General features: G+C 73.9%; 12 protein-coding genes and 1 rRNA gene. 5 read left to right on the plus strand and 8 right to left on the minus strand.

Annotation, left to right across the window (positions count from 1 at the left end; translation table 11 throughout):
* The first annotated feature begins 151 nt into the window (after positions 1-151).
* Positions 152-268, plus strand: a 5S ribosomal RNA gene (gene rrf / locus ACZDWJ_RS18675).
* Positions 269-377: 109 nt separating this feature from the next.
* A complete protein-coding gene (locus ACZDWJ_RS18680; RefSeq protein WP_463523500.1) occupies positions 378-1,427 on the plus strand; it encodes a tetratricopeptide repeat protein in 1,050 nt (349 codons plus the stop codon).
* Between the two features lie 4 nt (positions 1,428-1,431).
* Here ACZDWJ_RS18680 and ACZDWJ_RS18685 read toward each other — a convergent pair whose 3' ends face one another.
* The gene (locus tag ACZDWJ_RS18685) at positions 1,432-1,950 is read right to left on the minus strand and encodes a hypothetical protein (protein ID WP_463523502.1); all 519 of its coding nucleotides are present in this window, start codon (positions 1,948-1,950) and stop codon (positions 1,432-1,434) included.
* An 81-nt stretch (positions 1,951-2,031) separates the two neighbouring features.
* On the opposite strand from ACZDWJ_RS18685, the gene ACZDWJ_RS18690 reads away from it, so the two are divergent.
* The gene (locus ACZDWJ_RS18690; protein WP_463523504.1) at positions 2,032-2,946 is read left to right on the plus strand and encodes an alpha/beta fold hydrolase; all 915 of its coding nucleotides are present in this window, start codon (positions 2,032-2,034) and stop codon (positions 2,944-2,946) included.
* A 166-nt stretch (positions 2,947-3,112) separates the two neighbouring features.
* Positions 3,113-3,604, plus strand: coding sequence for a DUF3145 domain-containing protein (locus ACZDWJ_RS18695; RefSeq protein WP_463523542.1), 492 nt, complete (start codon positions 3,113-3,115; stop codon positions 3,602-3,604).
* 90 nt (positions 3,605-3,694) lie between these two features.
* On the opposite strand, the gene ACZDWJ_RS18700 is transcribed toward ACZDWJ_RS18695, so the two are convergent.
* The 7 genes from ACZDWJ_RS18700 to ACZDWJ_RS18730 all read right to left on the minus strand — a co-directional run bounded on the left by ACZDWJ_RS18700 (position 3,695) and on the right by ACZDWJ_RS18730 (position 10,852).
* Positions 3,695-4,120, minus strand: a complete 426-nt coding sequence (locus ACZDWJ_RS18700) for a hypothetical protein (protein ID WP_463523506.1) — start codon at positions 4,118-4,120, stop codon at positions 3,695-3,697.
* A 129-nt stretch (positions 4,121-4,249) separates the two neighbouring features.
* Positions 4,250-5,716, minus strand: a complete 1,467-nt coding sequence (locus ACZDWJ_RS18705; RefSeq protein ID WP_463523508.1) for an acyl-CoA carboxylase subunit beta — start codon at positions 5,714-5,716, stop codon at positions 4,250-4,252.
* Positions 5,717-5,730: 14 nt separating this feature from the next.
* Positions 5,731-6,969, minus strand: a complete 1,239-nt coding sequence (locus ACZDWJ_RS18710; RefSeq protein WP_463523510.1) for a beta-ketoacyl-[acyl-carrier-protein] synthase family protein — start codon at positions 6,967-6,969, stop codon at positions 5,731-5,733.
* Between the two features lie 84 nt (positions 6,970-7,053).
* A complete protein-coding gene (locus tag ACZDWJ_RS18715) occupies positions 7,054-7,299 on the minus strand; it encodes an acyl carrier protein (protein WP_463523512.1) in 246 nt (81 codons plus the stop codon).
* A gap of 55 nt (positions 7,300-7,354) precedes the next feature.
* A complete protein-coding gene (locus tag ACZDWJ_RS18720; RefSeq protein WP_463523514.1) occupies positions 7,355-8,332 on the minus strand; it encodes a beta-ketoacyl-ACP synthase III in 978 nt (325 codons plus the stop codon).
* Positions 8,332-9,516 (minus strand): acyltransferase domain-containing protein, encoded by a 1,185-nt coding sequence (locus ACZDWJ_RS18725; RefSeq protein WP_463523516.1) that lies wholly within the window; start codon positions 9,514-9,516, stop codon positions 8,332-8,334. Before ACZDWJ_RS18725 ends, ACZDWJ_RS18720 begins: the two co-directional genes overlap by 1 nt.
* Before the next feature lie 79 nt (positions 9,517-9,595).
* On the minus strand, positions 9,596-10,852 hold the full coding sequence (locus ACZDWJ_RS18730; protein WP_463523518.1) for a PucR family transcriptional regulator: 1,257 nt from the start codon (positions 10,850-10,852) through the stop codon (positions 9,596-9,598).
* Between the two features lie 218 nt (positions 10,853-11,070).
* Here ACZDWJ_RS18730 and ACZDWJ_RS18735 point away from each other — a divergent pair, with 218 nt between their 5' ends.
* Positions 11,071-12,033 (plus strand): alpha/beta fold hydrolase, encoded by a 963-nt coding sequence (locus tag ACZDWJ_RS18735; protein ID WP_463523520.1) that lies wholly within the window; start codon positions 11,071-11,073, stop codon positions 12,031-12,033.
* Positions 12,034-12,132 lie beyond the last annotated feature (99 nt).

A 12,132-nucleotide genomic window follows, 5' to 3' on the forward strand; every position in this document is an offset into this window, starting at 1 on the left:
GACAAGTGCTGCTCGCGTCCACACCACACACACGACAGCACCACACCCGCCCCACTAAGGTGGCGGGTGCGTGATAGCTGAATATTGGGTCTCAACACCCACACCCACGACGGCGTTCCACGCCCGAGGTGTGGTGCGTGTTGAATAGAGTTACGGCGGCCATGGCGAAAGGGAAACACCCGGTCCCATCCCGAACCCGGAAGTTAAGCCTTTCAGCGCCGATGGTACTGCAACCGCGAGGTTGTGGGAGAGTAGGACGCCGCCGGACAAACATTAGTGTTCAGGGGCCACCCACAGGGTGGCCCCTGAACCCATTTCTGGACGAGAATCACCTCGTCGGCGCCATCGGGCGCGCGACGATCGAGATGGAGCAGGTCATGGCGGAGAACGATCGCGGTCGAGGTGGTCGCTCCGGCGGCCAGGGCGGAGCCCGAGGCGGACAGGGTCGCAGTGGCGGCCCGTCGCGCAGTGGCGGAGCCGGTCGCGGCGCCGGCCAGGGACGCGGTGACGCGCCCCGAGGCGGAGCACGCGGCGAGGGCCGCAGCGAGGGCGCGCGCGGTGGCGCCCCCCGGTCCGAGCGATCCGACAAGCGACCCTTCGAGGAGCGCCGCAAGCCGGGCGGTCGTCCCGGTCGCGACGGCGAGCGTCGCGGCGGTTCCGGGCGCGGTCGCGAGGACCAGCGCGCCCAGCAGCGGGGAGAGCGCGGGGAGCGCGTCACGCCGCGGCGTGAGCGCGTCGACCAGGAGGTCTACGACGGCCCGGACCTGCCCGATGAGATCACCGGCAAGGAGCTCGACCGCGCCATCAGCGCGCAGCTCAAGGGTCTTCCCGAGAAGCTCGCCCAGCGCATCGCTCGGCATCTCGTCGCCGCCGGCCAGCTGATCGACGAGGACCCCGAGACCGCCTACCGGCACACCCTCGCCGCACGGGCCCGTGCCTCCCGGCTCGCGGTCGTGCGCGAGGCCGTCGGCGAGGCCGCCTATGCCGCCGGCCACTACGCCGAGGCGCTCGCGGACCTGCGTGCGGCCAAGCGCATGAACGGCGCCACCGCCTACCTGCCGATCATGGCCGACTGCCATCGCGCGCTCGGCCAGCCCGAGCAGGCCATCAAGCTCGCCAAGAGCCCGTCGGTGGTCAACTTCGTGCCCGAGGCCAAGGCCGAGATGACCATCGTCGAGGCCGGCGCCCGGCGCGACATGGGCCAGCTCGATGCCGCCCTGCGCACCCTCGAGCTCGCTCCGCTGACCTCCAAGAGCCGCGCGTCGTGGGTGGTGCGACTGCGCTACGCCTACGCCGACACCCTCGAGGCCGCCGGCCGTCACGAGGAGGCGCTGACGTGGTTCCACCGCACGCAGGCCATCGACTCCGAGGAGATCACCGACTCCGCCGAGCGCGCAGCGGCCCTGGAGGCGCAGATCGCCGAGTGAGCGCCTAGCGCTCCACCACGTTGACGACGGCCTGTCGGCCAGCCTCCTGAGTGCCTCGTCGCAGTCCCTCGGTGAAGGCCAGCCGCAGGTCGTCGACGTACACGGCGCCGGCGCGGGCGCTGGAGACGGCGACGACGATGCTGTCGCCCGGCTCGAGGGTCTGGCCGGAGGGGTCGAGCAGACCCCGGCAGAACAGTCCGGCGTCGGAGGTCGACTCCAGGCTCGCGCCGCGGCACAGCAGCGGCTTGACCTCGGCCTTCACGCTCGCCGTGGCGTGCACCCGCACACCGGCGAGGTGGATCGTGCGACCCGCGGGCTGGGTGTAGAGGCCCACGTAGACCGCCGTGCCCGTCGGCGTCGTCACGGTGACCTTGGCGTCGCTGCGGGGCAGCGGCGCGGGATGGGCGATCACCCAGGCCGTGGCGAGGAGGAGCAGCACCAGGACCACCGCGCCACCGGCGAGCAGGGCCCGTCGACCGGGGCGCACGCCGAGGCCGCGCGCGGGAGCGTCGGTCGAGGTCACAGCGCGACCCTAGCGGCGCGAGCGCGCGTCCTGTCCGCGAACCGGTCTCCGGACGCCGTGGTCGGCTGCCAGACTGCGCCCATGACCTCCCTGGCCCGTCCCGCCCTCGAGGGCAACGTCGCCGTGCGTGACGGACGCCGGCTCAGCTTCGCCGAGTACGGCGCGCCGCGAGGCCCCGCGCTGGTGTGGATGCACGGCACGCCCGGCGCCCGGCGTCAGATCCCGGTGGAGGCGCGCTCGCTGGCCGCCCGCCGCGGCCTGCGCATCATCGGCGTCGATCGTCCCGGCATCGGCTCCTCCAGTCCCTACCTCTACCCCGACGTCCGCGACTGGACCGAGGACCTCGAGCTGCTGCTCGACGCCCTGGCCGTCGAGGACGTCCGGATGATCGGGCTCTCCGGCGGCGGCCCCTACGCGCTGGCGGCCGGCGCCGCGCTCGGCGACCGGGTGCGCGGGGTGGGCGTGCTCGGCGGCGTCGCGCCGACGGTGGGGGAGGACGCCGTCGAGGGCGGACCCATCCAGCTCGCCGTCCGCCTCGCCCCGCTGCTCGACGCCGCGCGGGTGCCCCTCGGCGTCACCCTCACCCAGGCCATCCGCCTGGTGCGTCCCCTGGCGGGCACCGCGCTGGACCTCTACGCCGCCGTGCAGCCGGCCGGCGACAAGGCGCTGCTCTCGCGGCCGGAGTTCAAGGCGATGTTCCTCGACGACCTGCTCAACGGCAGCCGCTTCCAGACCCTCGCCCCGCTCAACGACCTGGTGCTCTTCACCCGCCCCTGGGGCTTCCGGCTCGCGGACGTCACCGCGCCGGTGCGCTGGTGGCACGGCGACCAGGACCACATCGTCCCGTTCCGGCACGGGCAGCACGTCGTCGACCGCCTGCCGAGGGCGACCATGAGCGTCATCGACGGCGAGAGCCATCTCGGCGGACTGGGCATCGCCGAGGAGGTGCTCACCACGCTCATGGCCCTCGACGGCGACACGCCGACCTCGGCCTGACGCGGAGGCTGGTGCTCAGGCGCCCCATCGGTCACAATGGGCGCACAACTCACATACCTGTCATTCGGTGCACTCCCGTGATGACGGCTCGAGACCGCTGGGGAAGGCGTAGCTCGCGCCGATACGAAGGAGGCCCACCGTGACCGCACGCTCTGCCGCCCGTCCGATGACGAGGGGCGTCTTCTACGTGCACTCCGCGCCGTCCGCGCTGTGCCCTCACCTGGAGTGGGCCGTGGGCGGTGTGCTCGGCAACGCCGTCAGCCTGGACTGGATCCCCCAGCCCGCGCAGAGCGGCGCGTACCGGTCGGAGCTGTCGTGGACCGGCGAGGCCGGCTCCGCCGCGAAGATCGCCTCGGCGCTGCGCGGCTGGAAGCACCTGCGCTTCGAGGTCACCGAGGAGCCGACGTCCTCCACCGAGGGCTCGCGCTACTCCTACACCCCCGACCTCGGCGTCTTCCACGCCGTCACCGGCCTGCACGGCGACATCATGATCCCCGAGGACCGGCTCAAGGCCGCGGTGGTCAAGGCCGCGCTCGGCGAGACCACCGTGTTGCTGGAGATCGACCGCCTCCTCGGCAAGCCCTGGGACGACGAGCTGGAGACCTTCCGGCACGCCGGTGACGGCGCGCCCGTCCGCTGGCTGCACCAGGTCGTCTGAGCACGGCGCCCCGAAGCCCCCGACACGGCGAGAGCCCGTGACCCCGTGACCGCCAGGCGGTCACGGGCTCTCGCCGTGTCGGGGTGCGGTTCAGCGCAGGTAGTAGGTGAACGTGCGTGCTGAGCCGTCGATCGAGGGGTCGCCCGGGGTGGACTTGTAGGAGAACTTCACCCGGATCTTGAAGCGACCCGGCGTCGTCGTGGGCTTGCAGAACCGGAAGTAGCCCTTGCCGGCCGTGGGGTCGCTGCCGGAGAGGAACGCGCCGGACGCGACCGCGGTGCCCCGGGGGTCGACGAGGGTGGTCTCCAGGGCCCAGATCTCCGTGGGCGGGGTCAGGCGGTAGGAGTACCGGTAGGAGTGGCAGCCCGAGAGCAGCCTGCCGTCGGGTGCGTACACGCGGGCGTACTGGGCCATCGGGTACGGGCCGGACGCCTTGGGCGGGGCGTCGGTGGCGCTGCCCAGCCCCAGGAGCAGGGAGCCGGCGGCGAGGAGCCCGGTGACGGTGCTGACGGACATGAGGGAGCCTCCAAACGGATCTGTCTCTGCCCATCCAACGGTGCGATGAGACCCGGGTCACGCGCGTCTCACGGTGCGGCGATGAGGAAGCCCTCATCGACGCGCCCGTGAGTCGCCCGTGAGCCCGGCTCAGAGCGGGATGTTGCCGTGCCGTCCGCGCTGCACGCCGCCGGTCTCGACGGCCTCGACGAGGGCCCGCGCCAGGCGCGAGCGGGTGCGGGCCGGCTCGACGATCTCGTCGACGACGCCGATCTCCATCGCCTTCTCGACGCCGCCGGCGATGCGCTCGTGCTCGGCGGCGAGCTCGAGCTCGACCTGCGGGCGCAGGTCGGGGGCGACCTCGGCCAGGCGTCGACGGTGGAGGATGCGCACGGCCGCGACCGCGCCCATGACCGCGACCTCGGCGCCGGGCCAGGCGAAGACCTTCGTGGCGCCGATCGAGCGGGCGTTCATCGCGATGTAGGCGCCGCCGTAGGTCTTGCGGGTCACCAGGGTGACGCGGGGGACGACGCACTCGCCGAAGGCGTGCAGCAGCTTCGCGCCGCGACGCACGACGCCGTCCCACTCCTGGCCGACGCCGGGCAGGTAGCCGGGGACGTCGACGACGACGACCAGCGGGACGCCGAACGCGTCGCACATCCGCACGAAGCGGGAGGCCTTCTCGGCGCTGAGGGAGTCCAGGCAGCCGCCGAGTCGCAGCGGGTTGTTGGCGACGACGCCGACCGTGCGGCCGCCGAGGCGACCCAGGGCGGTGACGATGTTGGGCGCCCACCGGGCGTGGAGCTCGGTGGCGGTGCCCTCGTCGAGGATGCTCTCGACGAGCGGGTGCACGTCGTAGGCGCGCTTCTTGGACTCCGGGAGGAGCGCCTCGAGGTCGGTGTCCTCGACGTCGTCGAGCACCAGCGCGCCCTGCGAGCCGAGCAGGTCGGCCAGCGAGCGGGCCCGCTCGAGCGCCTCCGCCTCGGTCTCGGTGACGACGTGGACCACGCCGGAGCGTCGTCCGTGCGGCTCGGGGCCGCCCAGGCGCAGCATGTCGACGTCCTCGCCGGTGACCGAGCGGACGACGTCGGGGCCGGTGACGAAGATGCGGCCCTCGGGCCCGAGGATGACGACGTCGGTCAGCGCGGGGCCGTACGCGGCGCCGCCGGCGGCCGGACCGAGCACCACCGAGATCTGCGGGATGACGCCGGAGGCCTGGGTCATCACGTGGAAGATCCGGCCCACGGCGTGGAGGCTCAGCACGCCCTCGGCCAGACGCGCGCCGCCGGAGTGCCACAGGCCGATGATCGGCACGCGGTCGGTGAGCGCGCGGTGGTAGGCGTCGACGACGACGCGGCAGCCGAGGTCGCCCATGGCCCCGCCCATGACGGTGGGGTCGGAGCAGAACGCCACCACGCGGGCGCCGCGCACGGTGCCGACCGCGGCGATCATGCCGGAGTCGTCGTCGGGGCTGATCAGCTCCAGGCTGCCGGGGTCGAGCAGCGCGGCGAGGCGGTGGCGCGGGTGGCGCGGGTCCTGCTCGCGCGGCGGCTTGGCCGGCGCTGCGGGGGCTGGGCTGGTGCCGGTGGTGCTGGCGGGCTCGGCGGTGGTCGTCATGCGGGCTCCCGGGATCAGTGGCTGCCGACGACGACGGCCACGTTGGCGCCGCCGAAGCCGAAGGAGTTGTTGAGGGCGGCGATGTCGCCGACCGGCAGGTCGCGCACCTTGGTGGCGATGTCGAGCTCGACGCGGGGGTCGAGGTCGTCGAGGTTGATCGTGGGCGGGCTGACGCGGTGGTGGACCGCGAGCACGGTGGCGACCGCCTCGAGCGCGCCGGCGCCGCCGAGCAGGTGGCCGGTCATCGACTTGGTGCTCGTGACGACGACCTCGGAGACGTGCGCGCCGAGCGTCGCGTGGAGCATGAGTCCCTCGGCGACGTCGCCCTGCGGGGTCGAGGTGGCGTGGGCGTTGACGTGCGCGATGGCGGAGGCGTCGATCTCGGCCTCGCGCAGCGCCTTGCGGATCGCGCGGGTGCCGCCCTGGCCCTCAGGATCGGGCTGGGCGATGTCGTGGGAGTCGCTGGTGATGCCCGCGCCGAGGATCTCGGCGTAGATGCGGGCGCCGCGGGCCCGGGCGTGCTCCTCGGACTCCAGGACGACGATGCCGGCGCCCTCGCCGAGCACGAAGCCGTCGCGGGCGGTGTCCCAGGGACGCGAGACGGTGGTGGGGTCGCCGGGGTTCTTCGAGAGCGCCATCATGTTGCCGAAGGCGGCGATCGGGAGCGGGTGGATGGCCGCCTCGGTGCCGCCGGCGACCATCACGTCGGCGCGGCCCAGGCGGATCTGGTCGACGGCCAGCGCGATGCCCTCGTTGCCGGAGGCGCACGCCGAGACCGCGGTGAAGGCCCCGGCGCGCGCTCCGGTGTACAGGCTGATGTTCGCCGCGGGGGCGTTGGGCATCAGCATCGGCACCGCCAGCGGCGAGACCCGGCGGGGGCCCTTGGCCAGCATGGCGTCGTAGTTCTCCAGCAGCGTCGTGACCCCGCCGATGCCCGAGGCGACCGCGACGCCGAGGCGCTCGCGGTCGATCTCGGCGCCCTCGAGGCCGGCGTCGCGCCAGGCCTCCATGGCCGCGACCATCGCCAGCTGCGTGGAGCGGTCCAGACGCCGGGCCTTGACCCGCTCGATCACCTCCGTGGGCTCGACGGCGGCCCGGGCGGCGATGCGCACGGGCAGGTCGGCGGCCCACTCCTCGGTGAGGGCTCGGACGCCGGACCGACCGGCCAGCATGCCCTCCCAGGTGCTCGCGACGTCACCGCCCAGGGGGCTGGTGGCTCCGAGTCCGGTGACGACCACGCGGGTGCGTGCCATGGCGGGTACCTCTCCTTGCTTCGACGGATCTGCTGGTGCTGCGGGTGCTGCGGGTGCTGCGGGTGCTGCGGGAGCGGCTCGGCGTCAGGCCGCGGCGCGCTCGATGTAGGCGACGGCGTCGCCCACGGTCTTGAGGTTCTTGACCTCGTCGTCGGGGATGGTGACGCCGAACTTCTCCTCGGCGGCCACGACGACCTCGACCATCGACAGGGAGTCGACCTCGAGGTCGTCGACGAAGGACTTGTCGAGCTGGACGTCGTCGACGTCGACGCCGGCGACCTCGTTGACGATCTCGGCGAGGGAGGAGCGGATCTCTTCGGTGGTGGGCATGAGCCGACCTTTCTGTGGTGGTGTTGCGGGGAACCGTGGGTCGCGCGGGTGCGCGTCAGGGCAGGACGATGACCTGGGCCGCGTAGGCCAGGCCGGCGCCGAAGGCGATGATCAGGGCGCGGTCGCCCGAGCGGGCATCGCCCTCGGCGTACATGCGGTCGAGGGCCAGCGGGATCGAGGCGGCCGAGGTGTTGCCCTGCTCGACGATGTCGCGGGCGATGCGCACCGTGGCGGGCAGCCTCATGGCGCGGGCCATCGCGTCGGTGATGCGGTTGTTGGCCTGGTGCGGGACGAAGCAGTCGAGCTCGTCGACGGTCAGGCCGGCGCGCTCGAGCGCCTGGAGACCGACCTTGGCCATGGTGAAGGAGGCCCAGCGGAAGACGGCGTTGCCCTGCATCACCAGATGGGGCATGCGGGGCGCGTCGGACTCCAGGACGTCGCGCCAGTCCTCGCGCTGGGTGATGAGGTCGTACTGGGCGCCGTCGGAGCCCCAGACCACCGGGCTGATGCCCTCGTCGTCGCTCGGGCCGACCACGGCCGCACCGGCGCCGTCGGCGAAGATGAACGCCGAGCCGCGGTCCTCGGGGTCGGTGATCTCCGAGAGCCGCTCGACGCCGACGACCAGCACGTGCCCGGCGCTGCCGCCGCGCACGAGGTCGTTGGCCAGCGTGATGCCGTGGCAGAAGCCGGCGCAGGCCGCGGAGATGTCGAACGCGGCGGCCTGCTCGGTGCCGAGGTCGTGGGCGATGAGCGTGGCCACGGCCGGCGTCTGCATGAAGTGGCTGATGGTGGCGACGATGACGGCGTCGATCTGGGCCGGGGCGATGCCGGCGCGCTCGATGGCCTGGCGCGCGGCCTCGACCGACATCGAGCGGACGGTCTCCTCCGGCGTGGCCCAGCGGCGCTCGCGGATGCCCGAGCGCTGCTGGATCCACTCGTCGCTGGAGTCGATGCGGCCGACGATCTCGCTGTTGGGCACCACCCGCGAGGGGCGGTAGGCGCCGAGGCCGAGGATGCGGCTGTGGGCCGGCATCAGGCGGCGCCCTCGGGGTGCAGGCGCAGCAGCGGCTGACCGGGGGCGACCGGGTCGCCGTCCTCGACGAGCCACTCGACGACCTGGCCGCCGTGCGCCGCGCGGACGGGGATCTCGTCGCGCAGGCTGCGCACCGCGCCGATCGGCGCGCCGGTGGGCAGGGTGTCGGCCTCGGCCGCCTCGGCGTCGAGGTGGAAGGTGCCCTTGGCGGGTGCGACGACCATGCGCCACGTGGGGTTGAGGTGGAGGTCGGAGGCCTCGCCGTGCTTCTCGCAGAAGGCGCGGGCGGCGTCGAGCTGGTCGGGGGTCTTCAGCGCGAAGGTCTCGACGCCGGGCAGCGCGCGCTTGGCGATGCCGGCCAGCGTGCCGGCCGGCGGCATCTCGAGCAGGCCGGTGACGCCGAGGTCCTGCATGGTCTCCAGGCAGAGGTCCCAGCGCACCGGGTTGGCGATCTGGCCGACGATGCGGGAGAGCACCTCCTGGCCGCTGTGGACGACGCGGCCGTCGCGGTTGGAGATCACGCGGGTGCGGGGGTCGTGCGTCGACACCGCGCGGGCGAGATGGCCCAGGCGGTCGACCGCGGGGGCCATGTGCTCGGTGTGGAACGCGCCGGCCACCGAGAGCGGCATGAGGCGGGCCTTGGCGGGCGGGTCGGCCTTGAGGGCCGCGAGCTGCTCGAGGGTGCCGGCGGCGACCAGCTGGCCGGGGCCGTTGTCGTTGGCGGCGGTGAGGCCGTGGCGCGCCAGGGCGGCGAGCACCTCCTCGCGGTCGCCGCCGAGGACGGCGGTCATGCCGGTGGGCGTCGCCCGCGCGGCGTCGGCCATGAGGCGGCCGCGCTCGCGGACCAGCACCATCGCCTGCTCGGCGCTGATCGCCCGGGCGCCGGCGGCGGCGCTCAGCTCGCCGACGCTGTGGCCGGCCACGGCGCCGATCATCGAGAACGCGTCGGCCGGGTGCGGGAAGAGGCTCAGCGCGGCGACCAGGCCGGTCGCGACCAGCAGCGGCTGGGCGATCTCGGTGTCGCGGATGGTCTCGGCGTCGGCCTCGGTGCCGTAGTGGGCGAGGTCCAGGCCGGCGACGGTGGAGAGCCACTCGAAGCGCGCCGCGAAGGCGGGGTCCTCGAGCCAGGGGGAGAGGAAGCCGGGCGACTGGGCGCCCTGACCCGGGGCGACGATGACGAGCACGTCCCTCACTCTGCCCCGAGCCGGCCGGAGGTTTCCTCGTCGGCGCACACCAAGTTGGGGCGGCGCTTTTGTCGGATCCCTACAAAGACGCCGGAGGGGTCGGTGTGCTGGTCGATGCGCTGGCGGCGTCGGTCGTCGACGGGGTCGCGGCGGCCGAGCGTCCCGACTGACGCCCCAGGGCGAGGGCGATCCGCAGCGTCAGGGCCTCGCGGGGGTCGGCGGGGTCCAGGCCGGTGAGCTCGGCGACCTGCCGCAGGCGGTAGCGGACGGTGTTGGCGTGGACGAACAGCGCGCGACCGGTGCCCTCGAGCGAGCTGCCGGCGCCGAAGTAGGCCGCCAGGGTCTCCACCAGCGTGCCCCGCGAGCCCAGCAGCGGCATGAAGACGTCCTCGACGAGGTGGCGGCGCGCGTGGCCGTCGCCGGCGAGCACCCGCTCGGGCAGCAGGTCGTCGGCCGCGACCGGACGCGGGGCCTCCGGCCAGCCGGGCGCGGCCCGGAGGCCGGCCAGCGCGGCGCGGGCCGAGGCGTGGGCCTGGGCGAGCCCGGCGACCGCCGGGCCGGTGACGACGGGGCCGGGCCCGAAGAGCGGCTCGACGGCGGCGACGGCGCGCTCCGGCTCGGTGCTGCCGCCGAGCAGCACCACCAGGCGCTCGCCCTGCACGGCGCACAGCGCGTCGGCGCGCGCGAGCCGGGCGACGCGGTGCAGGTCCTCGAACAGGTCGGCCTCGGAGCGCTGGCGCGGCACGGCCCCGATGACCGCGAGCACCTCCTCCTGCGCCGTCCAGCCCAGGGCGCTGGCCCGGCCGAGGACGGCCTCGTCGGTCTCGGCGCGCAGGACGGCGTCGACGACGAGGGCCTCGAGGCGGGCGTCCCAGGCGCCGCGGGCCTCGGCCGCGCGGGCGTAGACCTCCGCCGTGGCGAAGGCGACCTCGCGGGCGTAGCGGGCCACCGCGCCGCGGACGTCGTCGGCCTCCTCGGGGCGCAGGAGCCCGTCGATGTTGGACTCCACGACCTCGATGGAGACCTTCACCAGCGCCACGGTCTGCTGCAGCGTGATCGCGCCGGCCAGGGCCCGCGGGGCGACGCCGAACACCGACGCGGCGATGGGCGATCCCCCGACGGCCGGGGTGGGGGAGGCCGCGGCGTACCACTCGACGAAGCCGCGCACGCCGGCCTGGACGATCATCGAGACCCAGGAGCGCTCCTCGGCGCTGAGCTCGCGGAACCACGGGAAGTCGGCGTCCATGCGGGCGGTGGCGGCCGTGCTGAGCGCCCCGGTGGAGCGCAGCAGGCTGCGGGCCGCGCGGGTGCGCGGGGTGTCCTCCGATCGCGCCACATCGCGCACCCTAGCCCTCGAAGCACCCCTCCTCGATCCGCGCCGAGGCGTCCACGAGCTCGCAACGTCGCCGCAACGACCGGGTGACAACCCTTCCGCTGAGGGGTCCAGATGGGGTCGAATACGGCGAAAGCCCAACGAGCACAGGGTTCTGGGCTTCAATGGCCGTCTCGGACGGTCAGATCCGAGAGCCGTCCGCGACGGCGTGAGGAGTGACCGTGACGACCAGCCCCCCCGAGGTCCAGTTCGTCACCTTGCACGGCCACCGGCGGGCCTACGTCAAGGTGGGCAGCGGCCCGGTGCTGCTGCTCCTGCACGGACTCGGCTGCGACCACACCACGTGGGAGCCGGTCATCGACGCCCTCGCGCAGCGCTACACCGTCATCGCCCCCGACCTGCTCGGCCACGGCGCGTCGGACAAGCCCCGCGCCGACTACACGCTCGGCGGGTACGCCAACGGCATGCGCGACCTGCTGACCGTGCTGGGCGTCGACAAGGTCACCGTCGTCGGGCACAGCTTCGGCGGCGGCGTGGCCATGCAGTTCGCCTACCAGTTCCCCGAGCGCACCGAGCGGATGGTGCTCGTCGCCTCCGGCGGCCTCGGCCCCGAGGTCACCCCCGCGATCCGCGCGATCGCCAGCCCGGGCTTCCACCAGCTCATGGGCGTGCTGACGCTGCCGGGCGTGCGCCAGGTCAACACCGGCGCCCTGCGTGCCCTCTCCGGCCTGCCGGTCAAGCAGCTGCGCGACCTCGACGAGGTCGCCGACATCGTCGAGACCTTCCGCGACCCCGCCGCGCGCGCAGCGATCCGTCACGTGGTGCGGGCCGTCGTCGACTGGCGCGGCCAGATCGTCACCATGGCCGACCGCGCCTACCTCACCGACGCCATGCCGATGTGCGTCGTGTGGGGCCGCGACGACCAGGTGCTCCCCGCCACGCACGCCGACACCGCCTCGCGGATCGCCCCGAAGGCGCGCGTCGAGGTGATCGCCGACGCCGGCCACTTCCCGCACAAGGACCACCCGCAGCGCTTCGTGCGGATCCTGCACGACTTCGTCCAGGGCACCCAGCCGGCCTCCTACAGCCGCGCCCGGTGGCGCGCGCTGCTGCGCAACGGCGCCAGCGCGCCGATCCCGGAGGTCGCCCGCATCGTCGCCGACCGCACCGCCACGATCGCCTGACCCCGTCCTTCGGGGTGGACGTGCGAGGCCCGGACCAGACCGCCGGTCAGGAGCGCCGCGGGCCTGCCGATGGGTGTCTCGGGCCCGAGACACCCATCG

It is taken from the genome of Nocardioides sp. B129/18 (genome assembly GCF_055282735.1).

What these genes read in the sequence shown, in the direction of transcription:
- ACZDWJ_RS18720 (WP_463523514.1), bottom strand. Translation starts at nt 8,332, where the DNA reads ATGCCGGCCCACAGCCGCATCCTCGGCCTCGGCGCCTACCGCCCCTCG.
- ACZDWJ_RS18690 (WP_463523504.1), top strand. Translation starts at nt 2,032, where the DNA reads ATGACCTCCCTGGCCCGTCCCGCCCTCGAGGGCAACGTCGCCGTGCGT.
- ACZDWJ_RS18715 (WP_463523512.1), bottom strand. Translation starts at nt 7,299, where the DNA reads ATGCCCACCACCGAAGAGATCCGCTCCTCCCTCGCCGAGATCGTCAAC.
- ACZDWJ_RS18705 (WP_463523508.1), bottom strand. Translation starts at nt 5,716, where the DNA reads ATGACGACCACCGCCGAGCCCGCCAGCACCACCGGCACCAGCCCAGCC.
- ACZDWJ_RS18695 (WP_463523542.1), top strand. Translation starts at nt 3,113, where the DNA reads ATGACGAGGGGCGTCTTCTACGTGCACTCCGCGCCGTCCGCGCTGTGC.
- ACZDWJ_RS18710 (WP_463523510.1), bottom strand. Translation starts at nt 6,969, where the DNA reads ATGGCACGCACCCGCGTGGTCGTCACCGGACTCGGAGCCACCAGCCCC.
- ACZDWJ_RS18680 (WP_463523500.1), top strand. Translation starts at nt 378, where the DNA reads ATGGCGGAGAACGATCGCGGTCGAGGTGGTCGCTCCGGCGGCCAGGGC.
- ACZDWJ_RS18700 (WP_463523506.1), bottom strand. Translation starts at nt 4,120, where the DNA reads ATGTCCGTCAGCACCGTCACCGGGCTCCTCGCCGCCGGCTCCCTGCTC.